28 protein-coding genes and 1 pseudogene are annotated in these 26,652 nt (G+C 66.2%); 24 read left to right on the top strand and 5 right to left on the bottom strand.

Annotation, left to right across the window (positions count from 1 at the left end; all coding sequences use genetic code 11):
• Positions 1-37: 37 nt before the first annotated feature.
• Together WKW80_RS33525 and WKW80_RS33520 are read right to left on the bottom strand one after the other, a co-directional pair.
• Positions 38-820, bottom strand: a complete 783-nt coding sequence (locus WKW80_RS33525; RefSeq protein WP_340367904.1) for an ABC transporter ATP-binding protein — start codon at positions 818-820, stop codon at positions 38-40.
• Between the two features lie 85 nt (positions 821-905).
• The gene (locus tag WKW80_RS33520; RefSeq protein ID WP_340367903.1) at positions 906-2,870 is read right to left on the bottom strand and encodes an AMP-binding protein; all 1,965 of its coding nucleotides are present in this window, start codon (positions 2,868-2,870) and stop codon (positions 906-908) included.
• A gap of 85 nt (positions 2,871-2,955) precedes the next feature.
• On the opposite strand from WKW80_RS33520, the gene WKW80_RS33515 reads away from it, so the two are divergent.
• The 6 genes from WKW80_RS33515 to WKW80_RS33490 all read left to right on the top strand — a co-directional run bounded on the left by WKW80_RS33515 (position 2,956) and on the right by WKW80_RS33490 (position 6,650).
• A complete protein-coding gene (locus tag WKW80_RS33515; protein WP_340367902.1) occupies positions 2,956-3,804 on the top strand; it encodes a Crp/Fnr family transcriptional regulator in 849 nt (282 codons plus the stop codon).
• 177 nt (positions 3,805-3,981) lie between these two features.
• Positions 3,982-4,590, top strand: coding sequence for a hypothetical protein (locus WKW80_RS33510; protein WP_340367901.1), 609 nt, complete (start codon positions 3,982-3,984; stop codon positions 4,588-4,590).
• A gap of 77 nt (positions 4,591-4,667) precedes the next feature.
• Complete coding sequence (locus tag WKW80_RS33505) at positions 4,668-4,877, top strand: hypothetical protein (RefSeq protein ID WP_340367900.1); 210 nt, start codon at positions 4,668-4,670, stop codon at positions 4,875-4,877.
• 94 nt (positions 4,878-4,971) lie between these two features.
• The gene (locus tag WKW80_RS33500) at positions 4,972-5,388 is read left to right on the top strand and encodes a hypothetical protein (RefSeq protein ID WP_340367899.1); all 417 of its coding nucleotides are present in this window, start codon (positions 4,972-4,974) and stop codon (positions 5,386-5,388) included.
• Positions 5,389-5,437: 49 nt separating this feature from the next.
• Positions 5,438-5,695, top strand: a complete 258-nt coding sequence (locus WKW80_RS33495) for a hypothetical protein (protein WP_340367898.1) — start codon at positions 5,438-5,440, stop codon at positions 5,693-5,695.
• A gap of 52 nt (positions 5,696-5,747) precedes the next feature.
• The gene (locus WKW80_RS33490; RefSeq protein WP_340367897.1) at positions 5,748-6,650 is read left to right on the top strand and encodes an SDR family oxidoreductase; all 903 of its coding nucleotides are present in this window, start codon (positions 5,748-5,750) and stop codon (positions 6,648-6,650) included.
• 32 nt (positions 6,651-6,682) lie between these two features.
• Here the strand turns inward: WKW80_RS33490 and WKW80_RS33485 are convergent, their stop codons facing one another.
• Positions 6,683-7,276, bottom strand: coding sequence for an ORF6N domain-containing protein (locus WKW80_RS33485; protein WP_340367896.1), 594 nt, complete (start codon positions 7,274-7,276; stop codon positions 6,683-6,685).
• A gap of 135 nt (positions 7,277-7,411) precedes the next feature.
• On the opposite strand from WKW80_RS33485, the gene WKW80_RS33480 reads away from it, so the two are divergent.
• From WKW80_RS33480 to WKW80_RS33430, 11 genes are all read left to right on the top strand, one after another.
• Positions 7,412-9,799 (top strand): DUF4118 domain-containing protein, encoded by a 2,388-nt coding sequence (locus WKW80_RS33480; RefSeq protein WP_340367895.1) that lies wholly within the window; start codon positions 7,412-7,414, stop codon positions 9,797-9,799.
• 42 nt (positions 9,800-9,841) lie between these two features.
• Positions 9,842-10,534, top strand: a complete 693-nt coding sequence (gene kdpE, locus WKW80_RS33475) for a two-component system response regulator KdpE (RefSeq protein WP_340367894.1) — start codon at positions 9,842-9,844, stop codon at positions 10,532-10,534.
• A gap of 116 nt (positions 10,535-10,650) precedes the next feature.
• Positions 10,651-11,796, top strand: coding sequence for an MGDG synthase family glycosyltransferase (locus WKW80_RS33470; protein ID WP_340367893.1), 1,146 nt, complete (start codon positions 10,651-10,653; stop codon positions 11,794-11,796).
• A gap of 146 nt (positions 11,797-11,942) precedes the next feature.
• Positions 11,943-12,557: a GspH/FimT family pseudopilin gene (locus tag WKW80_RS33465; RefSeq protein WP_340367892.1), complete on the top strand. Its 615-nt coding sequence runs from the start codon at positions 11,943-11,945 to the stop codon at positions 12,555-12,557.
• On the top strand, positions 12,554-13,153 hold the full coding sequence (pilV, locus tag WKW80_RS33460) for a type IV pilus modification protein PilV (RefSeq protein WP_340367891.1): 600 nt from the start codon (positions 12,554-12,556) through the stop codon (positions 13,151-13,153). Before WKW80_RS33465 ends, pilV begins: the two co-directional genes overlap by 4 nt.
• 10 nt (positions 13,154-13,163) lie before the next feature.
• Entirely contained in the window at positions 13,164-13,937 is a 774-nt protein-coding gene (locus tag WKW80_RS33455) for a PilW family protein (RefSeq protein WP_340367890.1), read from the top strand.
• Positions 13,934-14,536 carry a pilus assembly PilX family protein gene (locus WKW80_RS33450; RefSeq protein ID WP_340367889.1) on the top strand — a complete coding sequence of 201 codons (603 nt, stop codon included), beginning with the start codon at positions 13,934-13,936 and terminating at the stop codon, positions 14,534-14,536. Before WKW80_RS33455 ends, WKW80_RS33450 begins: the two co-directional genes overlap by 4 nt.
• Before the next feature lie 9 nt (positions 14,537-14,545).
• Positions 14,546-17,983, top strand: coding sequence for a pilus assembly protein (locus tag WKW80_RS33445; protein WP_340367888.1), 3,438 nt, complete (start codon positions 14,546-14,548; stop codon positions 17,981-17,983).
• A 10-nt stretch (positions 17,984-17,993) separates the two neighbouring features.
• Positions 17,994-18,494: a type IV pilin protein gene (locus WKW80_RS33440; protein ID WP_340367887.1), complete on the top strand. Its 501-nt coding sequence runs from the start codon at positions 17,994-17,996 to the stop codon at positions 18,492-18,494.
• A 2-nt stretch (positions 18,495-18,496) separates the two neighbouring features.
• Positions 18,497-18,973, top strand: coding sequence for a hypothetical protein (locus WKW80_RS33435; protein WP_340367886.1), 477 nt, complete (start codon positions 18,497-18,499; stop codon positions 18,971-18,973).
• Positions 18,970-19,572 (top strand): tyrosine-protein phosphatase, encoded by a 603-nt coding sequence (locus WKW80_RS33430; protein WP_340367885.1) that lies wholly within the window; start codon positions 18,970-18,972, stop codon positions 19,570-19,572. Before WKW80_RS33435 ends, WKW80_RS33430 begins: the two co-directional genes overlap by 4 nt.
• Here the strand turns inward: WKW80_RS33430 and WKW80_RS33425 are convergent.
• Positions 19,566-19,880, bottom strand: coding sequence for a plasmid stabilization protein (locus WKW80_RS33425; protein WP_340367884.1), 315 nt, complete (start codon positions 19,878-19,880; stop codon positions 19,566-19,568). The two genes, WKW80_RS33430 and WKW80_RS33425, sit on opposite strands and share 7 nt — an antisense overlap.
• 142 nt (positions 19,881-20,022) lie before the next feature.
• Here WKW80_RS33425 and WKW80_RS33420 point away from each other — a divergent pair, with 142 nt between their 5' ends.
• The 4 genes from WKW80_RS33420 (at position 20,023) to WKW80_RS33405 (ending at position 23,545) form a co-directional block, all read left to right on the top strand.
• Positions 20,023-20,835: a pseudouridine synthase gene (locus tag WKW80_RS33420; protein ID WP_340367883.1), complete on the top strand. Its 813-nt coding sequence runs from the start codon at positions 20,023-20,025 to the stop codon at positions 20,833-20,835.
• Positions 20,836-20,923: 88 nt separating this feature from the next.
• Complete coding sequence (locus WKW80_RS33415) at positions 20,924-21,586, top strand: response regulator (protein ID WP_340367882.1); 663 nt, start codon at positions 20,924-20,926, stop codon at positions 21,584-21,586.
• 162 nt (positions 21,587-21,748) lie between these two features.
• The gene (locus WKW80_RS33410) at positions 21,749-23,113 is read left to right on the top strand and encodes an ATP-binding protein (protein ID WP_340367881.1); all 1,365 of its coding nucleotides are present in this window, start codon (positions 21,749-21,751) and stop codon (positions 23,111-23,113) included.
• Positions 23,114-23,176: 63 nt separating this feature from the next.
• On the top strand, positions 23,177-23,545 hold the full coding sequence (locus WKW80_RS33405; protein ID WP_340367880.1) for a hypothetical protein: 369 nt from the start codon (positions 23,177-23,179) through the stop codon (positions 23,543-23,545).
• Positions 23,546-23,687: 142 nt separating this feature from the next.
• On the opposite strand, the gene aqpZ is transcribed toward WKW80_RS33405, so the two are convergent.
• The gene (gene aqpZ, locus WKW80_RS33400; protein ID WP_340367879.1) at positions 23,688-24,386 is read right to left on the bottom strand and encodes an aquaporin Z; all 699 of its coding nucleotides are present in this window, start codon (positions 24,384-24,386) and stop codon (positions 23,688-23,690) included.
• Between the two features lie 267 nt (positions 24,387-24,653).
• Between aqpZ and WKW80_RS33395 the strand changes: the two genes are divergently transcribed.
• The 3 genes and pseudogenes from WKW80_RS33395 to WKW80_RS37575 all read left to right on the top strand — a co-directional run.
• Complete coding sequence (locus WKW80_RS33395; RefSeq protein WP_340367912.1) at positions 24,654-25,625, top strand: ABC transporter substrate-binding protein; 972 nt, start codon at positions 24,654-24,656, stop codon at positions 25,623-25,625.
• 326 nt (positions 25,626-25,951) lie between these two features.
• A complete protein-coding gene (locus WKW80_RS33390; protein ID WP_340367878.1) occupies positions 25,952-26,290 on the top strand; it encodes a hypothetical protein in 339 nt (112 codons plus the stop codon).
• 9 nt (positions 26,291-26,299) lie between these two features.
• Positions 26,300-26,417: pseudogene (locus tag WKW80_RS37575) on the top strand (phage baseplate assembly protein V); the annotation flags it as partial.
• Between the last annotated feature and the right edge of the window lie 235 nt (positions 26,418-26,652).

The raw sequence follows: 26,652 nt of genomic DNA, 5'->3' as shown, positions 1-26,652 counted from the left end.
CCACTGGCCTCAACCGGTTTCATCCGTGCATCCATCGTCAGTGTTCCGTCCCCAGGTAAGCCCGGATCACCTCGGGATTGGCCCGTACTTCATCCGGCGTGCCGTCGCCGATCTTCTTGCCGTAGTCGAGCACCACGACGCGGTCGCTGATGTCCATGACCACGCCCATGTCGTGCTCGATCAGCACGATGGTCGCGCCGAACTCGTCGTTCACGTCGAGGATGAAGCGGCTCATGTCCTGCTTCTCTTCCACGTTCATGCCGGCCATCGGCTCGTCCAGCAGCAGCACCTGCGGCTCCATCGCCAGAGCGCGGCCGAGGTCGACACGCTTTTGCAGGCCGTAGGGCAGGCGGCCCACTGGCGTCTTGCGGTGCGCCTGGATCTCGAGGAAGTCGATGATGTGCTCGACGAACTCGCGGTGCTTCAGCTCCTCGCGTTCGGCCGGCCCCCAGCGCAGCGCTTGCGCGAGCAGGCCGCTCTTCATCTTGAGGTTGCGCCCCGTCATGATGTTGTCGAGCACGCTCATGCCCTTGAACAAGGCGAGGTTCTGGAAGGTGCGCGCCACGCCCATCTCGGCGACCTGGCGCGAGTTCATGTTCCTGAAGGTCTTGCCGCGGAACGTGATGCTGCCCTGCTGCGGCTGGTAGACCCCGTTGATGCAGTTGAGCATCGAGCTCTTGCCCGCGCCGTTCGGTCCGATGATGGCCCGCACCTCATGCTCGCGCACATCGAAGCTGATGTCGGTCAGCGCCTTCACGCCCCCGAAGCCGAGGCTGATGTTCTGCACTTCGAGAACCACGTCGCCGATCCTGCGACTCATGTGGACCCCCATGTTCGGCACTTCGTGTCCTCGCCGCCCCCCGAGGGGGTGCGAGCTTGCCTGGAGCGGCCTGGCGCTGCGTTCGTCATGCCGCTGCCTTCACCGCTGGAAAACGCTTCGCTTCGACGATCTTCAACGTCGCGCTGACAGCGCCGGTGCGTCCGTCTTCGAACTTCACCTGCGTCTCGATGAACTGCTCCTTCTTGCCGCCATACAGCGCTTCGACGAGCACCGCGTACTTCTCCGCGATGAAGCCGCGACGCACCTTGCGCGTGCGCGTGAGTTCGTCGTCGTCGGGGTCCAGTTCCTTGTGCAGCACCAGGAAACGCGCGATCTGCGTGTCGGCCATGCCTTCCTCCGCGGCGAGGTCGGCATTCACCTGCGCGATGCATTCGCCAACCAGCGCCAGTACCTCGGGCTTTCCGGCCAGGTCCACATACCCACCGTAAGGCAAGCCGCGCCGCTCGGCCCAGTTGCCGACGGCTTCATAGTCGATGTTGACCGCGGCGCAGACCTCGTCGCGCCCGTTGCCGACGCACACCGCTTCCTTGATCTGTGGGAAGAACTTGAGCTTGTTCTCGATGTAGTTGGGCGCAAAGATCGCGCCACTTTTCATGCGGCCCACGTCTTTCGCGCGATCGATGATTCGCAGGTGGCCTTCGGCATCGAGCACGCCCGCGTCGCCGGTGTGAAAGTAGCCATCCGCATCGAGCACCTCGGCCGTCGCGTCGGGGCGCTTGTAGTACTCCTTCAGCACCGACACGCCGCGCACCAGCACCTCGCCGTTGTCGGCGATGCGCAGTTCCATGCCCGGCGCGGCGCTGCCCACGGTCTGCAGCTTGACCTTGCCGTCCTGCTGCAGGCAGACGTAGGCGCAGGTCTCGGTCTGCCCATAGAACTGCTTGAGGTTCACGCCGATCGAGCGGTAGAAGCGGAACAGGTCCGGCCCGATCGCCGCGCCCGCCGTGTAGGCCACGCGGATGCGGCTCATGCCCAGCACGTTGCGCAGCGGTCCGTAGACCAGGGCATTGCCGATCGCGTACATGAAGCGGTCGCCGGAGCCGACCGGCGCGCCGTTGAGGATGTCCGCGCCTACGCGCCGCGCGAGTGCCATGAACTTCGCATACAGCCAGCGCTTCGGCGCCGCCGCGTCTTCCATGCGGATCGACACGGCGGTGAGCAAGCCTTCGAAGGTGCGCGGCGGGCCGAAGTAGTAGCTCGGCCCGATCTCGCGCATGTCGTTCATCACCGTCTCGGCCGACTCGGGGCAATTGAGCGTGAAGCCGCCGACCAGCCATTGCGCCACCGAGAACAGGTGGTCGCCGACCCAGGCCATCGGCAGGTAGCTCATGATGTTGTCGCCGGGGCCGAGCTTGTCGGTCGCCACGCCGCCGTGGCCCGCCGCGATGAAGCTCGCATGCGTCTGGCACACGCCCTTGGGCCGGCCGGTGGTGCCGGAGGTGTAGAGGATCACCGCCACGTCTCCGGTCGAGCCGCGCGCCACGGCCGCATCGAAATACCCGATGTTCTCGCCGTCGAACTTGCGGCCGAGTTCGCGCAACTGGTCGTAGCTCATCAGGCCAGGCTGGTCGTAGTGGCGCAGACCCTTCGGGTCGTCGTAGATGATGTGGCGCAGGTTCGGCCGGCCGTTCTTCTGAAGCTCGCGGCATTCGAGAAGCTTGTCGACCTGCTCCTGGTCTTCCGCGATCACGAACTCGATGGACGCGTCTTCCAGCATGAACACCATCTCGCCCGCCACCGCATCCTGGTACAGCGGCACCGGCACGCCGCGCAGGCTTTGCGCGGCCACCACGGCCATGTAGAGATGCGGCCGGTTCGCCCCGACGATGGCCAGGTTGTCGAAGGGCTTGAAGCCGAGGCTCGCCAGGCCGCAGGCGATTTCGCGGACTTCGGTGGCCACGCCGGCCCAGGTCCAGGTCTGCCAGATGCCGAGGTCTTTTTCGCGCACGGCGGGCGCCGCGGGCTGCCGTGCCGCATGCGCGGCCAGCAGGCGGGGAAAGGTGTCGGCGGGCAGGGAAGGGAGGGTCACGGTGGGCCGGATCGTAGGCTGCACTTTGACGCCTGCTTGTCGTTCCAACGACAATCCTAGGGTCACTACTCCCCGGAGTTTCCCGATGGGTTCCAGCAACGGCGGCAATGCGATCCGCGAGCGTGCGAGACCGGCCACCGCCGAAGAGCTGGCCAACATTCCCTGGCTGCACACGCTGTCGGCCGCCGAGCGCAAGCGTGCCGAGGCCGCCGTGGTGGTCGGGGAGGCCGAGCCGGGCGACCTGGTCTGCCGCATCGGCCGCGCGCCGACTTTCTGGTTCGGGGTGGTCGAGGGTCTGCTCAAGATGAGCAACGACAACGCCGATGGCACCTCGATGACCTATAGCGGCCTGCCACCCGGTGGCTGGTTCGGCGAAGGCACGGCGCTCAAGCGCGAGCCGTATCGCTACAACATCCAGGCGCTGCGCCGCAGCCTCGTGGCCGGCCTGCCCGTCGACGACTTCCACTGGCTGCTCGACCACTCGATCGGCTTCAACCGCTTCGTGATGAACCAGCTCAACGAGCGGCTCGCCCAGTTCATCGCGGCGCGCGAGGCCGACCGACTCAACGACCCCGACGCCCGAGTCGCGCGCAACCTTGCGTCGCTGTTCAACCCGGTGTTGTTCCCCGGCGTGGGCGAGTTGCTGCGCATCACGCAGCAGGAGTTGGCCTATCTCATCGGCCTGTCGCGCCAGCGGGTGAACCAGGCGCTGCGAACATTGGAGGCGCAGGGCGCGCTGAGGGTGGAATACGGCGGCCTGCGCGTGCTGGACCTGGCGGCGCTGCGGGGGGGGATGAAACACCCCCGAAGCGCCTGCGGCGCCTCCCCCTCGAGGGGGCGCACCCGGCGGCCCGGCGAAGCCGGTTCCGCGGGTGCCCACGAACAGACTTCGCAGGGCTCGTCCTGGATTCGAGCGTCGCGGGTCACGCGATAGCGTGCTGGGAAATGGAACACCCCCGAAGCGCCTGCGGCGCCTCCCCCTCCAGGGCCTCCAGGGGGCGCACCCAGCGGCCCGGCAAAGCCGGTTCCGCGGGTGCCCACGAACAAACTCGCCGTGCTCGTCCCGGATTCATGCGTCTCGGGTCACGCGATAGCGTGCTGGAAAACTGATATGGAAATCCTCGTCCTCTTCATCGTGCTCGGCGTCGTCGCCTTCGTCCTCAAGTCGCGCGACCAGCGGCGGCGCATCGCCCTGTTGGCCAGTCATTTGAGCAACTACGAAATCGAGCAGTTGATGGAGAAGCTGACCGACGGCTACATGCGATGCCTCGGCGAGCCCAATGCCGAGCGGCGCGCCCAGATCTGGAGCATGCTGACCACCACGGAGCAGGACCTGTCCGCGCAGTTCACCCGCTTCGCCGCCGGCTTCTCGCGGGTCAACGAGGCCGACGCCCGCGTCAGCAAGATCCCGTTGGCATTGCCGCTGGCCAATTCGATGTTTCCCGCCGCCACGTTCGACGTGCGCAAGGCCTTCGCGATTCATGCACAAGGCATTGCCGACGCGGCCGCCAACCGGCTCGAGCAAACGCCCAAGGCCAAGGCTTTCATGATGTCGGCGGAGTTGTTCCTCATGCAGCACACCTGCCACTGGTTCTGCAAGTCGAAGATCGTCGCCTCGGCGCGGATGATGGCAAGGCACCAGACCTCCTACCAGCTCGCGCTCGAATCGGTCGCACCGGCGACGCGTGAGGCCTATCGCCAGTTGCTTCGGAGTAGTTAAAACCCCGAGATAATTGTCACATCTTGTTTCCAATTCGGGGACATAATGCCTTCGATTTCGATGACCCGATTGTGTCCATGCTGAGAACCATTGCGCTACTGCTTGCACCGCTTGTCACCGTCGGTCTGATCTACTGGTTCGGCTGGTGGGCGCTGCTCGTCAGCGTCACGCTGGTGGCGTGCACCTTTGTCTTCTCGATGCGCCAAGGCACCATCGAAGACCTGACCCAGTCCGGCGCCGGGCACACTTCCTTCGGTACCACGACGCACATGTCCAACCTCAAGTAGGTTGGTGCCGCGCGACAATTGCTGGTCGGCCAAACGGCAGGCCAAGTCGGCAGGCCAGGCCGCCAAGCCATACGCCAGGCCGCACCAGCAAACCATGTCTTCAACCGAAAAGCCCTCCACTCCCGGCACCGCCATTACCGACGCCGGCGACGCCTTGCTCGCCGCTCGGGCGCAGCACGACGCCATGGCCGAGCAACTCGACGCACTGAACGAACTGCTCGCCAAGCCGCTCAACGAAATCCTCGCCGAGCGCGACAAGTTCAAGGAAGCGGCCGCCGCGTGGGACGCCTTCGGCGCCATGTGGCTGCTCTCGCAGCGCGCGATGAAACGCGTGGCGCTCGACCTTGCGGCCCAGTTGGATGTGAGCGAAGCCGAAGTCGTGTCGCGCGCGATGGCGTATGCGAACGACGTGCTCAACGGAGACGGCGTCGACCTCGGTGGCACCATCGCGGAACCGCAGATGGCACACATCGCCAGGCATCGCGCCCTCTTGCGCAAGCAATTCAAGTGATGTTGCTCGCCCCCAGTCTCCGCGCACTCTCCACTCTCACGAGCTAGCCATGGCCACTGCCAAGTCATTCGATACCGCCGACTACAAGCTCTTTCCGTCGCCCCGCAACGTGCACCGCATGGTGTTCGAGCACCAGGTGTTCGTGCCGCATCCCTACGCGCTGATCGACCTGCCGAGCTATTACCTCAAGGGCCGCTACAGCCTGTTTGCCGCGTGCCGCCTGTCCGATGGCAAGATGGGTCAGCTCGTCACGTTGGAGCTTGCGGAAGACGAGGCCAGGTTCAAGGCGAACTTCGTTCCCGACTGATCGGTTCCACTCAATCGTCCACTGCACGTCAACACCCGAAGGAGACAAGACCATGTTCCAGCCCACCCTCATGTCCGGCCAGCGCATCCTCGTCACCGGTGGCGGCACCGGGCTCGGCAAGTCGATGTCCGAGCGCTTCCTTGGTCTCGGCGCGGATGTCGCCATCTGCGGCCGGCGCCAGTCGGTGGTGGAAGAAACGGCGGCTGAATGGCGCAAGCAGTTTCCGGGACGCCGCGTCGATGCCTTTGGCGTCGACATCCGCAATGCGCAGGCAGTGGACGAGATGGTCGAGTCCTTGTTTGCAAGCGGTGGCCTCACCGGCCTGATCAACAATGCGGCCGGCAACTTCGTGTCGCCGACGGAAGCGCTGTCGCCGCGCGCCTTCGACGCCGTTGCCAACATCGTGTTCCATGGCAGCTTCTACGTGACGCAAGCCGTCGGCAAGCGTTGGGTGGCGCAGGCCAAGTCCGGCGAGTGGAAAGCCGGAAGCCCATTCCGCAGCGTGATGAGCATCATCGTGACCTGGGTCGACAACGGCAGCCCGTATGTCGTGCCATCGGCCATGAGCAAGGCGGGCATCGAGGTCATGACCAAGTCGCTGGCGCTCGAATGGGCGCGCTTCGGCATCCGCCTCAACGCCGTCGGCCCCGGCGAGATCCCGACCGAAGGCATGAGCAAGCGATTGAACCCCGGCGAGGAGCCCGGCGCGCGCAGCAAGCAGTTCAACCCGATGGGCCGCACCGGCGAGATGAGCGAACTGCAGAACCTCGCGGCCTTCCTGATGGCGCCGGGCCAATGCGACTGGCTCACCGGCCAGTCGATCATGATGGACGGCGGCCAGGCCGCGGCCACGGGCGGTAATTTCTACGAACTGCGGTCGTGGAGCGATGCGGACTGGATGGCCGCGCGCGAGCGCATCGAGGCGCAGAACGCCAAGGACAAGGCGCAGCGGTGATCCGCGGCGCCTGTTGAACGCAGGCGCTTCGGCTAAGTCTTCCCTCCAGAAGACTTCGCGCCCTTGCGCTCGTCCGGCGTCACGAAGCCGATGGGCCGCCTGGGGGGATCGGGCGGCATTGCAAGATCGCGAATCGCCTCGAAGACCTGCCGCAATTGGTCGCGCGTGTTGCGACTGAAAGTGTCGTGTTGACCGGCGAGCAGATCGGTCTTCTCCTCGAGTTCCGTCAAGCGCCTGGCGAGATCGGCATGCGTCGTCGCGAGGGCGCGTATGCGGACGAAGGTACGCATGATCTCGATGTTGACGGCGATGGCTCGCGGGCTGCCCAACACGGAAGACAACATTGCGACGCCTTGTTCGGTGAAGGCGTAAGGCGCCGTGCGGCGGCCCCCGCGACCGCCACCGTTTGAGGTCACAGTTCGTGACCTCAAAGCTGCCCACTCTTCCTCGGAAAGGCGATACATGAAATCGGCCGGAAAGCGGGAGGCATTGCGTTTCACGGCCTGTACCAATACCTTGGTCTGGACCTCGTAGAGCGATGCCAGATCGGCATCGAGCATGACGCGTTGATCCCGGATCTGCACGATCCGGCTTTCAATCAGTGGCGAGCTTTCGGTTGCGGTCATCTGGATGGCTCACGAGGCGATGTTCTCGTGACAACTGCTGCAGTGTAATGACGGTGCGAGCATGGAATCCCGCACGGGCTCACGGCGCGCCGGATGCGAGGCGCAAGGGCGACACATGCGCTAATCTGCCGGCCGATGAACGAAGTCGCACGCCCCGGCCCCGACGCGTCGCTCGCGCAGTTGCGCAATGACGAGGCACGCGCTCCTCGCGGCAAGCTGCGCATCTACTTCGGTGCGAGCGCAGGCGTCGGCAAGACCTGGGCCATGCTGGGCGCCGCGCAACGCGAGCGCGCGGCGGGCCGCGACGTGCTGGTGGGTGTGATCGAGACGCACGGCCGTAGCGAGACCGCAGCCTTGCTGTCAGGGCTGGATCAATTGCCGCTGCGCCAGTTGCCGTACCGCGACCGCATGCTGCAGGAGTTCGATCTCGACGCCGCACTGGCGCGCCGTCCGGACGTGTTGCTGGTCGATGAACTGGCCCACGCCAATGCGCCCGGTTCGCGCCATGCCAAGCGTTGGCAAGACGTGCAGGCTCTGCTGGCCAAAGGCATCGAGGTCTGGTCCGCGCTCAACGTGCAGCATCTTGAAAGCCTCAACGGCATCGTCGGCGCCATCACCGGGGTGCGCGTGCACGAGACGGTGCCCGACACCGTGCTCGACGAGGCCGATGAAGTGGTGCTGGTCGATGTCACGCCCGACGAACTGGCCGCGCGGCTCGCGGCTGGCAAGGTCTACCTGCCGCCTCAGGCCGAGCGCGCGGCGCAGAACTTCTTCCGCAAGGGAAATCTCCTTGCGCTGCGCGAGATTGCGCTGCGGCGCACGGCCGAGCATGTGCAGGACGACATGCGGGGCTGGCGAGTGGAGCAGTCGGGCGCCGGCTTGCCGCAACCCGCGCCCGCGCGGTCGCTGGCGCGGCAGGCGCCGGCGCTGGACGTCGTCGAGGCGGCCCACGTCGGCACCTTGCACCGCCTCGCGCGCTCGCTGCTCGATGCACGAGGCCACGCCGCGACCGATGTCGTCGAAAGCCAGGTGCCCGCGCGCTGGCACAGCTTCGTCGCGGCCGCATTCAGCAGCCTGGCGGTCACCCTGCTCGCCGCGCCGCTGGCCAGCGTGCTGGAGCCGGCCAACATCGTGATGCTGTTCCTGCTCGGCGTGGTCGTCGTTGCTGCGCGCTACGGCGCCAGGGCCGCGGCGTTCGCGGCGATGCTCAACGTTGCCGTTTTCGACTTCTTCTTCGTGCCGCCGCACATGTCGTTCGAGATCAGCGACGTGCAGTACCTCGTGACCTTCGGCGTCATGCTGGTCGTCGGCCTCCTGGTGGGACAACTGACCGCATCCTTGAGCTTCGCGGTCGGCGTATCGACCAGCCGCGAACGGCGCGCGCAGTCCCTGTTCGAGCTCGCGCGCGACCTGTCCGCTGCGATCGAGTGCAGCCAGGTGGTCGAGATTGGCGCCGCCGCGGTGCAACGCCATTTCGGCGGCCAGGCGCGCGTGCTTGTGACCGATGCCACCGATCGACTGGTGCCGCCGGAGTCGCCACCGGAAGGCTTCGACTTCAGCGTGGCCGACTGGGCCTTTCGGCAGGGCGAGCCCGCAGGACTCGGCACGGCGACGCTGGCTGCACAGCACTGGCACTACGTCCCTTTGCAGGCGCCGATGCGTGTGCGCGGGGTGCTCGCATTGGCGCCTGCGCAAGCGCGCTGGCTGCTGATCCCCGAACAGGCGCAGCAACTCGAAACGCTGGCACGCCAGATCGCCATCGCGCTCGAACGCGTGCACTACGTCGAGGTGGCGCAAGGGGCGGTCGTCGAGATGGAATCGGAGCGCCTGCGCAATGCCCTGCTCGGGGCGATCTCGCACGACGTGCGCACGCCGCTCACCGCGCTCATTGCACTGGCCGAATCGCTGCAGACCCTGCCGGCCGACGCGCTTGCCGAGGCGGTGCAGGCGATCGTGTCGCAGGCGCGCGCACTCAATGCACTGGTCAACAACCTCCTCGACATGGCGCGCCTCGAAAGCGGCATCGGCGCAGGCGCGGTGAACCTGCGGCGCGACTGGCAATCGGTCGAAGAGGTGGTCGGCTCGGCGATTCGTGCCGCGCGTCCTGCGCTGGGCTCTCTGCCGGTGCAGACCGCGCTTGCGCCGGACTTGCCGCTGGTCGAGTTCGATGCGGTATTGATCGAGCGCGTGCTGGTCAACCTGCTCGAGAACGCCGCCAAGTACGGCGCACCGCCCGTCGTGCTGGGCGCTACCGTGACGCCCGCCACGCTGGTGCTCACCGTGCGCGACCATGGCCCGGGCCTGCCTGCGGCATTGAACGGGCGCGAACAAACGCTGTTCGACAAGTTCACGCGCGGCCAGGCCGAGTCGGCCACGCCCGGCGTCGGCCTTGGCCTGGCGATCTGCAAGGCGGTGGTGGGCGCGCACGGCGGCACCATCACCGCTGCGAACGCGCCGGGCGGCGGGGCAGAATTCACCGTGACGCTGCCGAGACGCGCGCCGCCTGCCATGGAGGCTGCATGACGTTCGAACCATTCTTGAACCTGCTCCCGAATCACTGAACCCATGCCCCCTCCCACCGCCATCGTGATCGAGGACGAGCCGCAAATCCGCCGCTTCGTGCGCGTCGCGCTCCAGGCCGAGGGCTGGCAGGTGTACGACGCCGGCAATCTGCGCGACGGCCTCGCGGCCGCCGGCACGCGCCAGCCCGACCTGCTGGTGCTCGACCTCGGCCTGCCTGACGGCGATGGCGTCACGCTGATCCGCGATGTGCGCGGCTGGTCGGCGGTGCCGATCATCGTGTTGTCGGCGCGCACCGACGAGGCCGACAAGATCGCCGCGCTCGATGCCGGCGCCGACGACTACCTCACCAAGCCCTTCGGCACCGGCGAATTGCTCGCAAGGGTGCGCGCCAACCTGCGGCGGCCACGTGGCGCAGGCGGTGTCGAGGAGTCAGAGGCCATGCTTCGCTTCGGCGAGATCGAACTCGACCGTGCCGCGCGCATCGTGCGCCGTGCCGGCCTCGAGGTGCACCTCACGCCCACCGAATACCGCCTGCTCGCCACGCTCGCGGCCAACGCCGGCCGCGTGCTCACGCAGCGCCAGTTGCTGCGCGAGGTATGGGGGCCTTCGCATTCCGGGCAGAGCCACTACCTGCGCATCTACATGGGCCATCTGCGACAGAAACTGGAAGCCGATCCGGCGCAGCCGCGGCATCTGTTGACCGAGACAGCGGTCGGTTACCGTCTGGTAATCTAGTTTCGCCTCGTCAAGGGGCATACCAGAACACAGGTTGCGGCGCCCGCAGGGAGGGCGCTGCATGCGGCGCAATCCTGCAGCATGCTGGCAGTACGGTCGCAGCCAACTTCAAGCTCATGACATCTCAAGAACTGCTCATCCTCAGTGTCAGCGCCGGCAATGGCCACATTCGCGCGGCACAGGCGCTCGCGGCCACCGCCGAAGCCATGACACCGCCCTGCAGCGCGACCCACATCGACGCCATGGCCCATTTCCCCAGCGGCTTTCGGAAGATTTATACCGACTGGTATATCAAGCTCGTGAACCGCGCGCCCGAGGTCTGGTCGTACCTGCATCAGAAGACCGACCTCACGCCGCACAGCGCCACCTCGCAGCGCCTGCGCCGCGGCATCGAGCGCGTGAGCGCCGGCGCGCTGTTGCGCGAGGTGCATCGCGTGAACCCCAAGGCCATCATCTGCACGCACTTCCTGCCGGCCGAACTGCTGATGCGCGAGCGCAACCGCGGCCGGATCGACTGCCCGGTGTGGCTGCAGGTCACCGACTACGACCTGCACAACATGTGGATCGTGCCGGGCATGGCCGGCTACCTCGCCGCGACCGAAGAAGTGGCGGTCCGCATGCGGGCGCGCGGCCTGGCGACGGATCGCATCCATGTCACCGGCATTCCGGTGATGCCGGCGTTCTCGCAACCCGAAGCACCCGAGCTGGCACGCGACGCCTGCAGGGCGCGGCTCGGCCTCGATCCCGCGCGCAAGGTGATCCTCCTGGTCTCTGGGGGTGCCGGTGTGGGCGATCTGCCGAGCATGGTCGAGCGCGTGCTGGCGCTCGACGGCCCGGGCTGCGACTTCCAGGTCATCGCGGTCGCGGGCCGCAACGAAGCGGCGCACGAGGCGCTGAAGCGGGTGCAGGAACGCGCGGCCGGCAGGCTGGTTGCCATCGGCTTCACCAACGAGATGGAAAAGCTCATGGCCGCGGCCGACCTGGTCGTCACCAAGCCCGGCGGCCTGACGATCTCCGAATGCCTCGCGCTCGGCAAGCCGATGCTGCTGGTGTCGCCGATTCCCGGGCAGGAAGAGCACAACGCCGGCTTCCTGATGGAGGAGGGCGCGGCCTGGCTCGCGTACGACACCATCGGCCTGAAATACAAGATTGCTCGGCTGATGGCCGCGCCGGAACAACTCGCCCGCATGGCCGGGAAAAGCCATTCCCTGGGCAAGCCCGACGCCGCGCGGCGCGTGCTCGACTGCGTGACTTACGCCTGAAGTTGTAGTCGAACCGCTTGTCGTCGGCTTTGCGCCGCTTGTCGTTTGGCGTGCGTGTGCGCTCACTCAAACGGCTTTGAAGAGTTCAAGCTATCAAGCGACAAGGGAGCCACAGGTGAAGAACGCCGTCAACCTGTTCCTGATCGATGACTTGCCTGTTTCGCGTCGTAGCCCGCCGCCGCGTCATCCCCGATGGCGGCGCGGCGCACCCTGTCTTCCACGCCCCACGCCGGATGTACGGGGTGACTGCTCTTGAGTTGATGGTGGTTCTTGCGGTGGTCGCGATCCTGGCGACCATCGCGGCGCCTTCCTTCGTCGACCTGACCCAGCGCAATCGCGTTGCCACCGAGGTCAACGCCTTCGTGGGCGACCTGCAATTCGCGCGTGCCGAAGCGATCCGGCGCGGCGAGGCCGTGACCGTGTGCGCAACCGTCACCGGCACGAATTGCGGCGCAACGGGCACGGCCTGGAACAACGGCTGGCTCATCTTCAACAACGGCGATGGGTCGAACACCACCATCGACACCGGCGAATCGGTGATACGCAAGCAACTCAAGTGGACCGGCACCGACACCTTCACCGCGAGCGGCAGCTTGAGCGCCATCACCTACAGCCGCGACGGATTTGCCTTGGGGCTGCCGGGCGGCGCCGCCCAGCTGACGCTGCGTACCAGCCCGGCCAATGCAAAAGCCACGCGCTGCGTGACCTTGAACCTCGCCGGGCGGCAGCAGGTTCTCACCGCCGGGGGTACCTGCACATGAAGCGCATTGCACCGTCATGGTCGCGTCGTGCTCGCGCGCGTCCACGTCCGCGGCAGGGCGGCTTCACCCTGCTGGAAGTGATGGTCGCTGTCCTGCTGATCACCGTCGGCATCTTCGGCTTCGCCAAGATGCAGGCGCTGGCCATCTCCAGCACGCAGACCGCCCTCAGCCGGTCGATCGTGGCGATGCAGGCCAACAGCCTGGCGGCGGCCATGCACGGCAACCGGGAATTCTGGGGCGACGGCGGGCTGGTGCCTGCGACCTTCAGCACCAATGGCGCGACGGTGACGGACGGCACCGGGGTGTTGACGACAGCGGGGCCGAACAATTGCTATTCGGCCACGAAGCCGACCGCGCCCGCCTGCACCTTGCAGCAAATGGCGGAACGCGAAGTCAGGCTATGGGCGACCAACCTGAATGCCCTGCTCCCCGGAGCGACATCGGTCGTCAACTGCACGCGCAGCTCCGACACACCCGTGAGCTGCGTCCTCACGATCCAGTGGAACGACAGGTACGTCAATTCCACGAAGACAGCGGCGGCGGCCGGCGCCGGTACCAGCGGCGCGCGCTCTTACACCCTCTACATCGAACCCTGAGGCGCCGCCCATGCGAAGCCAACATCTCCTGCGCGCCGTTCGACAAGCCGGCTTCACGCTGGTCGAGTTGATGGTAGCCATCGCCATCGCGCTGTTCGTGCTCGCGGCCGTGCTCAACATCTACCTGAACATGAAGAACACCTTCAACTCGCAGAGCGACCTGGCGCAGTTGCAGGACAGCCAGCGCCTTGCGCTCACCATGCTGACCACCACCCTCCAGTCGACCGGCTATTTCGTCGATCCGCTGGGCGACACGCGGTCGTCGGCGCTGCCGAGCGTGCCCCTGGTGACGCGGGCCGACGGCTCCACCTATTCCTTCGCGGCCGGACAGGCGATCACCGCGACCACCGGCACCGGCGCCGGCGCGCTGGCGGACATCGTCACGGTGCGCTACCAGCGCGCCAACGGCGACGGCTTGATGAACTGCCAGGGTGTCACCAACACCGCGGGCGCGGTCGGCAGCGTGGCGATGTCGACCAACAGCTTCAGGGTGAACGCGAACAACGAACTCACCTGCACCCTGGACGCCGGGACGGGCACCGGCGCGCCGGTCTCGCTGGCGAGCAACGTGTCCAACTTCAGCGTGCTGTATGGCGTGGACACCGATGGCGACCAGAAGCACACGGTCGATACCTACATGCCGGCCAGCGGCATCACGGCGGGCGGGCTCTGGGGCAGCGTCTACACGGCGCAGGTCACGCTGGGCTTCCAGCAGAAAAAAGCCAACGGCACGACTCAAACCGTCAACGTCGTCCAGGTCATCAACCTGATGAACAACAAATGAAGCAACGCCCTCCATTGCCCCGGCGCCGCGCGCAACGCGGCGTCGCACTGCTGACCAGCCTGCTCATCCTGGTTATTGTTTCGCTGGTGGCGGTGAGCATGTATCGCAGCTTCGGCACGCAGGAGTCGATTGCCGGCAACACGCTGGAAAAGCAGCGCTCGCTGCAGGCGGCCGAAAGCGCCGTGCGCTACGGCGAGTGGTGGCTCAGCCAGGGCAACGCCGGGGCCGGAGTTTCCTGCAGCGGCACCGTCGATGGAACCGACCAGCGAAACATGCGGATCTGCAGCGGCGCCAACAGCAAGCTGGCAGACCCGAGGACGCTCCCGTGGAGCAGCAGCATCACCTACAAGCCGCCGCAGATGCCGGTGCTCGCCGGCGGCAGCATCAATACCGATTCGACGAAGGGCACCGTCAGCGACGTCAACTATGCCCAGAAGCCGGCCCTGCACATCGCGCTGCTGGGCTACGGCCCCGACGGCAAGTCCGTGCTGTACCAGGTGACCGGCGTCGGCTACGGCGGGCGCCTGTCGACAGTGAGCGTGGTGCAAAGCGTCTATGCCGCGTACACGTCCACGACCAAGGACCTCAGCGGTCCCTGAAAGCCAGATATGTCTACCCCACTTTCCCGCTGGCTGTGCGCGCTGTCCGCGTGGGCCGTGCTGGCGCCCGGCGCACATGCGCAACAGATCATCAGCGACACGCTGACGGGCGCTTCGTCGCAATACCCCTGGCAAAGCCTGGGCGGCGCCTGCCTGACGGCCGGCAACGGCTCGGGCAGCATTCCCAAGTGCGTCGGGAATCCGTACTACGCCGGCGAAACATTGGTGGGTGGCGTCACCGGGCGACTCGGTTCCACGGGTGATCCGGTCGGTAGCGGCGCGCTGCGCCTGACCAATGGCGACTTCCAGGCAGGCACCAATGGCAACAACCAGACCGGCGCGGTGTATTCGCAGTTCGACTTTCCGTCCAACCAGGGCGTCGAAGTGACTTTCAAGACTGTCACCTATGGCGGCAACGGCTACCTGAATTCATCGGGCCAGGCCTCCGGGGCGGACGGGATTGCCTTTTTCCTGGTGAACGGGGATCTGGTGACGAGCGTGGATGCCAACACGAAAACCGGCGCGTTCGGCGGCAGCCTGGGCTACAGCTGCTCGAACGCCAAGCCCAACAATGATGGTTTGCAGGGGGCCTACATCGGCCTGGGCATCGACGAGTTCGGCAATTTTCCAAACCCGGGCGACAACACTGCCAGCGGACCGGGCGCGGCCCCGGGCCGGGTCAGTCTGCGTGGCGCGGGCAATATCAACTGGGCCTGGCTGAACAGCCAGTATCCGAGCTACTACCCGTCGAGCCTGAACGCCGCCGACCAGCAAACCGCCGTCGGCAATACGTGCGCCAGCGGACTCCTCTGGAACTTCAGCAGCAGCACCATCATCGACCGCAACGGCCAGTCGATCCGCCGGCGGTCCCAGACCACTGAAGGCGTCCTGGACTACCCGCTCATCGCGACCAGTGCCCTTGCGGTGCAGTCCTCCATCTCCAACCAGCAGAGCGTCGCGAATCCGACGCGCGGCAATGCAAAGCCCATCACCTATGGGTTGAAAATCACGCAGGACGGCTTGCTCAGCCTGAACTACAGCTATGACGGTGGTGTTGCGACCAGCGTGATCAACAAGCAGCAGATCACCGCGTCGAATGGCCCGCTGCCCTCGAAATTCCGCTTCGGCTTCAGTTCGGGCACTGGCGGCGGCAGCAATGTGCACGAGATCATTTGCTTCAAGGCGGCCCCCGTCAACGTGGGATCGAGTTCGGCCGGCATCAACATCCAGCAATCGGCGCAGGTGCAGGTGGGCACGCAGATCTACCTGGCCTTCCACCACCCCGTGAACTCGTGGGGGCAGCTTTCCGCGAAGAACCTGCTGATCAACACCACGAACAACACGGTGTCGATCAATCCGACTGCCAACTGGGATGCGAGTTGCGTGCTCACGGGCGGCGCTTGCAACGCCACTGGCGTCGCCACCACGGCCCAGGCTTCCTCGGCGCGCACCATCCTCACCTCGAACAATTCGATCGGCATTCCGTTCCAGTGGAACAGCCTGGGCACCGGGACGGGCAGCCAGCAGGCGGTGCTGACTGCAGGTGATGCCACTTCCAACACAAACCGGCTCAACTACCTGCGCGGCGACCGCACCAACGAACGGACTCCCACCGGCGGCGGCCTTTACCGTGTGCGCGACAGCGTGCTGGGCGACATCGTCAACTCGAGCCCGACCTGGGTCGGCCCGCCGCAATCCCCGTTCACGGCGCCCTGGAAGGACCTGCTGGCGCCGGCGACCACCATGCCCGAAGGCTCGCTCAGCTACGCCAACTATGCGTCGGCCAACGCAACCCGCACCAATGTGGTGTACGTGGGCGCCAACGATGGCCTGCTGCACGGTTTTCGTGCCGGCGCATACACGGCCGCCGGCGACTTCGACACCACCGCCGTCAACGACGGCCGGGAACTCATCGCGTACATGCCCGCGACGGCCCTCAACACCATTCACTCCACCACGGCAGCGCTCGCCTTCTCTTCGCCGCAATATGGCCACAACGCCTTCGTCGATGCAACGCCGGGCACGGGCGACCTGTATTACGGCGGAGCGTGGCACACCTGGCTCGTGGGCGGCCTCGGCGCGGGCGGCAACGCCGGCGGCGTCATCGGCGACAAGACCAGCATCGGGAATGGCGCAATCTATGCGCTCGATGTCACCACCCCCACCGCCGCCAACTTTGCGGAATCCAACGCGGCCAACGTGGTCCTGGGCGAATGGAGTTCCAGCACCCTGAGTTGCAGCACCGACACGGCCGCCGTCCCCGCCAGCGGCAGCACCCCCGGTGTTCCCGCCGTGAGTTGCCGGGACAACCTTGGCAGCACCTACGGCACGCCGATCATCCGGCGCACGCATGACGGCAACTGGTCCGTCATCTTCGGCAACGGGCTCAACAGCAAGAACGGCGGCGCCGGCATCTTCATCATGACCGTCAACCAGACCTCGGGCGCCAGGACCTTCCGCTACCTGACCGCCGGTACCGGTTCCGGCCCGACCACCAGCGGGAGCACGGTCACGGCGCGCAACGGCATCGCGTACGTCACCTCGGGCGACCTGGATGGGGATCACGTGATCGACTATGTGTATGCCGGCGATGTGTTCGGCAACGTCTGGCGCTACGACCTGACCAACGCAACCGCGAGCAACTGGGTCGTCCGGTCGACGCCGATTTTCTCCACGGGCGGCCTGCCGATCACGTCCCGCCTGACCGTGACATCGGTCGTAGCCGCATCGACCGCACCCCGTCTGATGGTGACCTTCGGCACCGGCCAGATCTTTCCGCAGACCCTGACTTCCGCCGCGACGCCCACGACCGGGACGCAATACATGATCGGCGTCTGGGATTGGGACATGAACACCTGGAACGGCAAGGGATCGGCGCAGTACGCAACCCTGACCTCGCCTCAGACGGTGAGCCTGTCGACGCTCCAGGGACAAACCGTGACCACCGACGTCACCTATTCCAACGGCCTGATTTCCGGCGCCCGCACGGTCACCCGGAACACGATCTGCTGGACGGGCTCGACCGCATGCACCACCAACAACAAGTTCGGATGGTCCGTGGCACTACCCGGCACCAACGAGCAGATCATCTTCAACCCGATCATTTCCGACGGCCTGTTCCTGGTGAACACCACGCTGCCGGCGGTGAACCAGGCGTTGAGCTGCGACCAGCAACCGGCCTCGGGCTTCACGATGGCCATCGACCCCGCCACCGGCGCGCCGCCGCCGTCGTCGTTCTTCGCGGACGCGACCAACAACTTTGTGTCGGCCACGGGCCAGATCGTGGCGGGCATCGGCCTGAGCGGTGTCGGCTCGCCATCGATCGTGAGCGCCGGTACCAAGAAATACCTGGCCACGCAAACCGTCAGCGGGCAGGGCTCGGTGACGCAAGTCAATCCCAGCTCGGCCAGCGGCGGCGGGCGGCTCACCTGGATCAAGCTGCGGTAAGGTGCCGCCCATGCAACGCGAGGACGCCGCCATGATCAAGGCCACTTTTTCTTGTCAAGTCGGCCGGGTGTCGCGACGCAAGCATGTGCGAGGCTTCACGCTGATCGAATTGATGATCGTGGTGGCCGTGATCGGGATCCTAAGCGCCATCGCTTATCCGTCCTACAAGTCGTACATCCTCAAGTCGCGCAGGGCCGACGCCAAGAATGCGTTGCTGGATCTGGCTGCAAGGGAGGAACGCGTGTACAGCAATACCAATCAATACACCAACGACGCGGCAACGCTCGGCTATTCGGTCTTGCCGTTTCCCGTCAATTCGAGCGGATCGAGCTACTACACGCTCAGTGTCGCGCTCGACACGTCGGTCACGCCGACCGGGTACATCGCCAAGGCGACGCCCACCGGCTCGCAGACCGCAGACACCTGCCTCGTGTTCCAGGTCAACCAGGCCGGCACCCAGTCGAATGTCGACCTGGCCGGTATCGCGTTGACTTCCGCGAACTGCTGGTAGGCATGAGCGTTCGTCGGACCGCGGGGTACCTCGCATGGGTACTCCTGATGGCGTTTTTCTTCGCCAACGCTGAAATCCAGATCGAAGGCAGTGCCGGATGGGCCGCCAACCTGCCTACCTGGCGCATCGAGAAGCACTGGCTGCTCGACATCTTCTGGGGCGGCCGCGCGATGACCGGCTATCACGCCTGGGTGTTCCCGTTCATGGCGCTGGTGTTCTTCGCGCCGCTTGCCTTCAACGGCCGATGGACCTGGCGCGATGCCGCGTTGGCGCTGGCCGGGCTCATGGTCTTCTGGATGGTCGAGGACTTCGTCTGGTTCGTCGCCAACCCGGCGTATGGCTGGGCGCACTTCGATCCGGCCCACGTCGCGTGGCATCCGCACTGGCTGCTGGGTGCGCCGGTCGATTACTGGATCGGGCTCGGAGGCGCCATGCTGATCCTCTTGAGGCTGCACCGTCCGAAACGGACCAAGGCATGAAGCGCCATTCGCGGCGGCACTCCAGCATGGTGGATGCGCGACCCGGGTCGTGGGCCGAGCGGCTGCATCGCCATCCGTCCGGCACCGGGCCGGAGAACCTGCACCGCATAACGCCTACGCTCTACCGCAGCGGCCAGCCGCGCCGCGAAGACGTGCCCACCATCGAAGCACTCGGTATCCGCACGGTACTGAGTTTCCGCTCGTTCAACAGCGACGATCGGGCGTTTCGCGACCACCCCGGCATCGTGCGCCGGCGGGTGCGCATCGACACCTGGTCGATCAATGACGACGAGGTGCTGCGAGCGCTCATCGCCATCCGCGAGGCTGAAAGAAAGGGCCCCGTGCTCGTCCATTGCTGGCATGGCGCCGACCGCACGGGCGTGGTCGTCGCGCTCTATCGGATGGTGGTGCAAGGCTGGAGCAAGGATGCGGCACGGCACGAGATGTTCCGCGGCGGCTACGGCTATCACACGCTGTGGCGCAACATCCCGCGCTATCTCGAGCGCGTGGACGTGGAGGCGATGCGCAGGGCATTCGTCGCGGCCGACACAGCGGCCTCGGAGCCCATCGACGAGGCCGCCGCCTTGCGTCGCTACTGACCGGCCCCAGCGGCGTTCCGCTTGCGCGTGCGGGCGGCTTTCTTTGCGGAGGCCGAGCGCTCTTCCGCCGTGCGCGAGGCGGCCGCCGCGCCGCCCAGCCGGCCTCCCTTGCGCGAGGGCGCGTGGTTCTCGGGCTTGCCGCGACCCGAGCCGCTCTTCTTGCCGCCTCCGGTTTCCTTGTTCACCGTGGCCCAGGCGCGCCGCTCGGCTTCGCCCTCGCTCACGCCGCGCTCCTCGTAGCCCTTTTCAATGTGCTCGGCCTGGCGTTTCTGCTTGTCCGTGTAGGACGATTTGTCACCTCTTGGCATGGTCGACTCCTGACTCTGCGTGGGAAGGAAGCTCAGCGTGCAATGGCGGCGCGGGCACCGTGTAGGAATTGCGAGGCAACCCGCGTCGGCGAGCACTGAGCACGGGCGGCGCTCCGGGCGCTTCGAGATAATCGGCATCACCATGACCGACGCCACGTCCCCGTCCGCTCCCGGCGCAGTGCGCCTCAACAAACGCATGGCCGAACTCGGTCTGTGCTCGCGCCGCGAGGCCGATGCGTGGATCGAGCAGGGTTGGGTCAAGGTCAACGGCAAGGTCGCGCCGATGGGCGTGAAGGTCACGCCCGCCGACCGTGTCGAGGTCGACAAGAAGGCGCACGGCCACCAGGCGACGCAGGTCACCATCCTCCTGCACAAGCCGATGGGCTACGTGAGCGGCCAGGCCGAAGATGGCCACGAGCCCGCGGTGATGTTGATCAACCCGCGCACCCATTGGCGCGAGGACACCAGCCCCAACCGCTTCTCGCCGCCGCAACTGCGCGGCCTTGCGCCCGCGGGCCGGCTCGACATCGACTCGGTCGGCCTGCTGGTGCTCACGCAAGACGGCCGCGTCGCACGGCAATTGATCGGCGAAGACTCCGGCATCGAAAAGGAGTACCTCGTCCGCGTGACCTGGTCGCCCCCCGGCAGCGGCCCGGGCGACAGGGGTGACATCACGACCGATGTGCAGAAGGCGTTCCCGCCCGCGCTGCTTGCCCGCCTGCGCCACGGGCTGAGCCTCGATGGCCAGCCGCTGAAGCCCGCACGCGTCGACTGGCAGAACCCCGAGCAACTGCGCTTCGTCCTCACCGAAGGCAAGAAGCGCCAGATCCGTCGCATGTGCGAGCAGGTCGGCCTCAAGGTGGTCGGCCTCAAGCGCATCCGCATCGGACGCGTGGTGCTGGGCAACTTGCCCGCGGGTCAGTGGCGCTACCTGGGCGCGCACGAGAAGTTCTGAAGGCGCCGCGCCCGCCGACCTGTCTCATGCACGCCTAACAATTCAGGCGTAGCCTCCTCGTCCGGATGTTTCCAGACCGAGGACAACCGTGCGCGCACTGCTGGTGGAAGACGACGAAATGATCGGGCGCAGCCTGCGCCAGGCGCTGGAGGGCGCAGGGTGGTCGGTCGACTGGGTGCGCGACGGCCCGCTGGCGCAAAGCGCGCTCGACGACGGCGGCTACACCTGCGTGCTGCTCGACCTCGGCCTGCCGGGCAGGGACGGTGCCGAAGTGCTGCGCCGCGCACGCGAACGCGGCGATGCCACGCCGGTGCTGGTGCTCACGGCGCGCGGCGACATCGAGGATCGCATCCACGTTCTCGACCTCGGCGCGGACGACTACCTGCTCAAGCCCTTCGCCTTTCGCGAACTCCTGGCCCGCATGCGTGCCGTCGTGCGGCGGCGTGACGGGGCGGCGCATTCGCTGATCGGATCCGGCCCGCTGCAACTCGACCTGACCACGCGCGAGGTTCTGCAGAACGGCACGCGCGAGACGCTCACCGCACGCGAGTTCGCGCTGCTGCACGCACTGCTCGAACGCCCCGGCGCCATCCTGTCGCGCGAGCAACTGGAAAACCGCATCTATGGCTGGGGCGAAGAAGTCACCAGCAACGCCATCGACGTGCTGATCCACGGCATGCGCCGCAAGATCGGGCCGGATGCGATCCGCAACGTGCGCGGGCTGGGCTGGCGCGTTGCGGTGACGCCATGAGTGCCGCGCGGCCGCCCGAAGGTGCCCGCACCGCAATGCGAAGCACGGAGGTGTACTTATGAGCGCAGCGCCGGGGCGCCCCAAGCAAGCTCGCGCCCCCTCGGGGGGCAGCGAGGACACGGAGTGCCGAGCGTGGGGGTGACATTGAGCGCAGCGCAAGAAGTGAACCGCTGGCGCCCGCGGTCGCTGCGCACGCGGTTGCTGCTGTGGCTCATCACGCTGCACGTGATCGCCGCGGCCGTTACGGCCTGGTTCTCGTGGGGCGCCTATGGCCGGCTGGTGCACACCTTCATGGACGACCAGATGCGCCTCGTGGCCGAGTCCCACGCCACCGACCGCAAGCCCGGCCAATTGCAGTCGCTGGAGACCGCCGACGTGCTCACGCGCGGGGCGTTCATCGTGCAAGAGTGGGCCGCCGACGGCACCGGGCCGCTCACCAGCGCCTATGCACCGGCGGCCGTCCCGCTGCAGGCGACCCCGGGCTTCGCCGACGTGCGATCAGGCCCGGGCGAAGGACAACAGTGGCGCGTCTTCACGCAGCCCGTCGACGAAGAGCGGCCCACGCGTGCGCGGGTTCAGGTCATCCAGAGCGAAGCCTTCCGGCAGAAGCGCATTGCACGACGCGCGCTGTATGAAGGCTTGCCGGTGGCGTTGATGTTGCCGGCCACGCTACTGATGCTGTGGCTCATCGTCAGCGCGACTTCGCGCGCCCTGCGGGGGGTGGCGCGCGAAGTGGCGGCGCAAGACGAAAGCAGCGTGGCCGAGCTGCCGCTGGCGCGCGTGCCCGATGAAATCGGCCCACTGGTCGCGGCCTTCAACACCTTGCTCGCGCGGCTGCGAAACGCCTTCGTCGCGCAACGCCGCTTCGTTCAGGACGCCGCGCATGAACTGCGCACGCCAATGGCCGCCATCGGCCTGCAGCTCGAGAACCTGCGCGGCCATGTGCCGGACGGAGAGGCGAGGGAGCGCTTTTCGCAGCTCGAGGCCGGCGTCACCCGCGCGCAGCGCCTGATCGAGCAATTGCTGAACCTGTCGCGACAGGAGGGAGCCGTCAACGACGCGCGCCTGCCGGTTGACGTTGCCGCGCTGCTGCGGGAGAGCCTCGGCCAACGCATGATGCTGGCCGACCAGCGAAACGTCGACGTCGGCTTCGACGGCCGCATCGCGCCGGTGCTGGACGCATCGCCGGCCGACCTGCACAGCGTGTTCGACAACCTGTTCGACAACGCCTTGCGCCACACGCCCGAAGGCGGCGTGGTCGATGTGCGGCTGCATGCGGTCGATGGCCAGGCGGTGGTCGACGTGGTCGACGATGGCCCCGGTATCGCGCCCGAGTGGCGCCGGCAGGTGTTCGACCGCTTCTTTCGCGTGCCGGGGACGCCACCCGGCGGCAGCGGGCTCGGGCTCGCCATCGCGCAGGCCGCGGCGGCACGCCAGGGCTTGCGCATCGAGCTGCGCGACCGGCTGGAAGATGGAGAGGGCAAGAACGGGCTGATCGCGCGGGTGCATCTGCTCACGCCCGCCTAAGACTGTGCTCATGGGGCCCTCACTCTCGATGCCTAGAGTGAAGTTTTCCAGGAGACAACCATCATGCAAACTTCCACCCGCCTGCTTGCCACGGCTGCGATCGCCGGTTTCGCCGCACTTGGCGCTGCGTCCGCTTTTGCGCAGACGCAAGTGCAGGACGAACGCGAAGCCAATGGCACCGAGGCCATCGGCCAATCCACCAGCCCGAGGATGACGAATTCGACGGTGAAGGCCGAGGACGTGCAGCGCGAAGCCATCGCCGCGGCCCATGCCGGCGGCAGCAGCGAAGCCATTGGCCAGTCCACCGCAGCGCCGGCGATGAACTCGAGCGTGTCGGCCGACGAGGTCTACAAGGGCGCTGTGACGGCATCGCACCCCACAACCACTGAAGTCGAGGGCCAGTCGACCGTCATGAAGATGCCAGGAAGCTGATTCGCTTCAGTGCCCCACGACGCTGGCAAGGACGAACACTGCGAAGTCGGTTCGTGGGCACCCGCGTCACCGGCTGGCGCCGGGCCGCCGGGTGCGCCCCCTCGATCGAGGGGAGGCGCCGCAGGCGCTTCGGGGGTGTTTCCTAGTCTTCCTTGAGCAGCACGTTGTAGATCAGCGCGCCGAGGACTGCGCCGGCGATCGGCGCCGCCCAGAACAGCCACAGTTCGGACATCGCGTAGGCCGGGCCGAACAGTGCCGGGCCGGTGCTGCGGGCCGGGTTCACGGAGGTGTTGGTCACCGGGATCGACACCAGGTGGATCAGCGTCAGGCACAGGCCGATGGCCATGCCGCCGAAACCGGCGGCCGAGCGCTTGGCCGTCGCGCCGAGGATGACGATCAGGAACACGGCCGTCAGCACCACCTCGGTGATCAGTGCGGCCCGCATGCCGAACTTGCCGGGTGAATGCTCGCCGAACCCGTTGGTTGCGAAGCCGCCGATATCGGCGCCGGCCTTTCCGGTGGCGATCATGTAGAGCACACCGGCCGCCGCGATGGCACCCAGCACCTGGGCAGCGACGTAGCCCGCGAGTTGCGATGCGCGAAAGCGGCCTCCGATGACGAGGCCCACTGACACGGCCGGGTTGAAGTGTCCGCCCGAGATCGGGCCGAAGGCATAGGCGCCGGTGAGCACCGTCAGCCCGAAGGCCAGCGAAACGCCAAGAAAGCCGATGCCCAGTTGGGGAAACGCGGCCGCCAGGACCGCGCTGCCGCAGCCGCCGAATGTGAGCCAGAAAGTACCGGCGAACTCGGCCGACCACTTCTTGAAAGAGCTGTGTTCCATATCCCTGAAATCCTTGTTGTGAATAAAAAAACGCCCAAATGGTGTTCGGGCGGGGCGGATTGTAGAAAGCGATGTCGGCGCTTTGGCAACGGACCTTGGCCTGCGGTCAACGTCCGCGGGCAACTTGTTCACGAATCCACCGCTTTCCGGCGCGCCCGCGGCTATCCTGCGATTCATCTCAATTCACGGGGTTGCCGCATGTCTCTCAATGCGATCAAGACGATGGCTGTTCGCTCACTATTGGCGGGTGCTGCAACTGTCGGTTGCATGAATTCGTGGGCGCAGCAGGGCACCGTCAATGCCCTGTGCAGCACCGATGCCGGCTGGTGCGAGGCGGCTGCGGCCGAGTTCACGCGCGTCACCGGCATCAAGGTCAACCAGGCGCACAAGGGCACCGGCGAGATCGGCGCGCAATTGCGTGCCGAGGCGGCCAACCCCAAGACCGACATCTGGTGGGGCGGCACTGGCGACCCGTTCCTGCAGGCGGCCGAGCAAGGACTGCTCGATGCCTACCGGCCGGCCTACCTCGACGACCTGTTCGATTGGTCTGTGCGTCAGTACGCGATGAGCGGCAACCAGGTCGGCGGCTTCTACACCAGCACCATCGGCTTCGGTTTCAACACCGACGTACTCAAGAAAAAGAAGTTGCCCGAGCCCCGGTGCTGGGCCGACTTGATCAAGCCCGAATACAAGGGCGAGATCGAAATCTCGCATCCCGCCACCAGCGGCACCGCCTACACCATCATCGCGGGCCTGGTGCAGTTGATGGGCGAGGACGCTGCCTTCGAGTACATGAAGAAGCTGCACAGGAACGTCACCAGCTACACGCGCAGCGGCCAGGCGCAGGCGCCCAACGTGGCCAAGGGTGAAGTCGCGATCGGCGTGAGCTTCCTGTTCGGCTTCGAGAAGTGGCGCTACGAGAAATTCCCGGTGAAGACCGCGTCGCCCTGCGAAGGCGCAGGCTATGAGATCGGCGGCATTGCGCTGGTGAAAGGCGCGCGCAACAAGGCCAACGCCGTCAAGTACTACGACTGGTTGATGAGCCCGGCGGGCCAATCCATCGGAGCCAAGTCCGGCAGCTTCCAGACCCCCGCGAACAAGACTTTCAAGCCCGACCAGCGCATTCCGTCATCCGACGGCGTCAAGCTCATCAAGTACGACTTCGAGAAGTACGGCAAGGCGGCTGAACGCAAGCGGCTGATCGATCGCTGGACAAACGAAGTCGAATCTCAGAAGTAGGCTCGCGCCCCAGGCTCCGCGCACTTCGTGCGCTCCTCCCATACCGCTGGGGGCTGCAATCGGTCATGAACCGAGTTTCACCTCGTCCGGGAGGTGAAGGTCGGTCTTGTTCCTTGCGCAATGAGCACGGCCCTGACCTCCTGGCGCCTTCGCGCGATGCCTATCTGCCCATGCACGGGGAGTCATGACGGCCAGCGAGTCTGTTCGGATGCTTGTGCGAAGCGCATAGGGCGGCCACCCGCCCGAGCGGCGCAGCAGCGCAATATTGAGTACAGTCGGCCGCGACATGGCGCAGACGCATGTAATCAAAATCTCGGGGAGGAACAATGTCAACAACCAAGCGGACAGTCGCGGGCGCAAATTCGCGCACGCTCCAGATCCAGAGCGAAGCCATCCCGGTCGTCCTGGGCCGCCCAGCCTTGGAGCCGGTGCGCCTGTCGGGCCATGAGGGCCTGAACAGCCTCTTCGAATACGAGCTTCTGCTCAAGACCCCTTACGCCGGGCTACTCGGTTGTGCTGGTCGAAGACGCGCACACAACCGAGGGCATGCCTTCGTGATGCCCCGGCAGGTCATCCAGCATCACAACGCGACGCTTGCCAATATCGCGAGCATCGGTCCCAGGGCCCGGACGATCCCGAGCGACGCCATTCGTTGCAATACCTGAAATAGCGGTGTCAGTTCCCCCTGGGCCGGCATCCAGCTTGGCGGCATCCAGATCCCGCGCGTCGGGCAGGAAGTCATCGTCTACTTCCTCGGCGGCGACCCCCGACCCGCCCGTCTGCACCGGACGTCGGTCGCGTTCTGGAATGCGCGCTTGCGGGACCATGAGTGCGTCTCCCGGGGTGGGAGACGATTGAGTTTGGGTTCGCTGGTATATGCTTCTCCGCGGTTCGGGGGACATCTAGCCCCGTTGCCACGAAGTTCTCGCCACTGTCACGGCGATCAATAGAAACTCAGGGAGAAAACAAGAATGTTCCGTACGCTGACCATTGGCGGCCCGGCCGTGCCCATCTTTCTGGGCGCGCC

Origin of the sequence: Variovorax humicola (assembly GCF_037889915.1) — a bacterium.
GTDB classification, from domain to species: Bacteria; Pseudomonadota; Gammaproteobacteria; order Burkholderiales; family Burkholderiaceae_C; genus Variovorax; species Variovorax humicola.
This window is presented reverse-complemented; position numbering and strand designations above follow the sequence as displayed.

Bases quoted from the DNA above. Each gene is read 5' to 3' on its own strand.
- WKW80_RS33525 (WP_340367904.1), bottom strand. From the start codon at position 820: ATGAGTCGCAGGATCGGCGACGTGGTTCTCGAAGTGCAGAACATCAGC.
- WKW80_RS33515 (WP_340367902.1), top strand. From the start codon at position 2,956: ATGGGTTCCAGCAACGGCGGCAATGCGATCCGCGAGCGTGCGAGACCG.
- WKW80_RS33510 (WP_340367901.1), top strand. From the start codon at position 3,982: ATGGAAATCCTCGTCCTCTTCATCGTGCTCGGCGTCGTCGCCTTCGTC.
- WKW80_RS33505 (WP_340367900.1), top strand. From the start codon at position 4,668: ATGCTGAGAACCATTGCGCTACTGCTTGCACCGCTTGTCACCGTCGGT.
- WKW80_RS33500 (WP_340367899.1), top strand. From the start codon at position 4,972: ATGTCTTCAACCGAAAAGCCCTCCACTCCCGGCACCGCCATTACCGAC.
- WKW80_RS33495 (WP_340367898.1), top strand. From the start codon at position 5,438: ATGGCCACTGCCAAGTCATTCGATACCGCCGACTACAAGCTCTTTCCG.
- WKW80_RS33490 (WP_340367897.1), top strand. From the start codon at position 5,748: ATGTTCCAGCCCACCCTCATGTCCGGCCAGCGCATCCTCGTCACCGGT.
- WKW80_RS33485 (WP_340367896.1), bottom strand. From the start codon at position 7,276: ATGACCGCAACCGAAAGCTCGCCACTGATTGAAAGCCGGATCGTGCAG.
- WKW80_RS33480 (WP_340367895.1), top strand. From the start codon at position 7,412: ATGAACGAAGTCGCACGCCCCGGCCCCGACGCGTCGCTCGCGCAGTTG.
- kdpE (WP_340367894.1), top strand. From the start codon at position 9,842: ATGCCCCCTCCCACCGCCATCGTGATCGAGGACGAGCCGCAAATCCGC.
- WKW80_RS33470 (WP_340367893.1), top strand. From the start codon at position 10,651: ATGACATCTCAAGAACTGCTCATCCTCAGTGTCAGCGCCGGCAATGGC.
- WKW80_RS33465 (WP_340367892.1), top strand. From the start codon at position 11,943: ATGACTTGCCTGTTTCGCGTCGTAGCCCGCCGCCGCGTCATCCCCGAT.
- pilV (WP_340367891.1), top strand. From the start codon at position 12,554: ATGAAGCGCATTGCACCGTCATGGTCGCGTCGTGCTCGCGCGCGTCCA.
- WKW80_RS33455 (WP_340367890.1), top strand. From the start codon at position 13,164: ATGCGAAGCCAACATCTCCTGCGCGCCGTTCGACAAGCCGGCTTCACG.
- WKW80_RS33450 (WP_340367889.1), top strand. From the start codon at position 13,934: ATGAAGCAACGCCCTCCATTGCCCCGGCGCCGCGCGCAACGCGGCGTC.
- WKW80_RS33445 (WP_340367888.1), top strand. From the start codon at position 14,546: ATGTCTACCCCACTTTCCCGCTGGCTGTGCGCGCTGTCCGCGTGGGCC.
- WKW80_RS33440 (WP_340367887.1), top strand. From the start codon at position 17,994: ATGCAACGCGAGGACGCCGCCATGATCAAGGCCACTTTTTCTTGTCAA.
- WKW80_RS33435 (WP_340367886.1), top strand. From the start codon at position 18,497: ATGAGCGTTCGTCGGACCGCGGGGTACCTCGCATGGGTACTCCTGATG.
- WKW80_RS33430 (WP_340367885.1), top strand. From the start codon at position 18,970: ATGAAGCGCCATTCGCGGCGGCACTCCAGCATGGTGGATGCGCGACCC.
- WKW80_RS33425 (WP_340367884.1), bottom strand. From the start codon at position 19,880: ATGCCAAGAGGTGACAAATCGTCCTACACGGACAAGCAGAAACGCCAG.
- WKW80_RS33420 (WP_340367883.1), top strand. From the start codon at position 20,023: ATGACCGACGCCACGTCCCCGTCCGCTCCCGGCGCAGTGCGCCTCAAC.
- WKW80_RS33405 (WP_340367880.1), top strand. From the start codon at position 23,177: ATGCAAACTTCCACCCGCCTGCTTGCCACGGCTGCGATCGCCGGTTTC.
- aqpZ (WP_340367879.1), bottom strand. From the start codon at position 24,386: ATGGAACACAGCTCTTTCAAGAAGTGGTCGGCCGAGTTCGCCGGTACT.
- WKW80_RS33395 (WP_340367912.1), top strand. From the start codon at position 24,654: ATGAATTCGTGGGCGCAGCAGGGCACCGTCAATGCCCTGTGCAGCACC.
- WKW80_RS33390 (WP_340367878.1), top strand. From the start codon at position 25,952: ATGTCAACAACCAAGCGGACAGTCGCGGGCGCAAATTCGCGCACGCTC.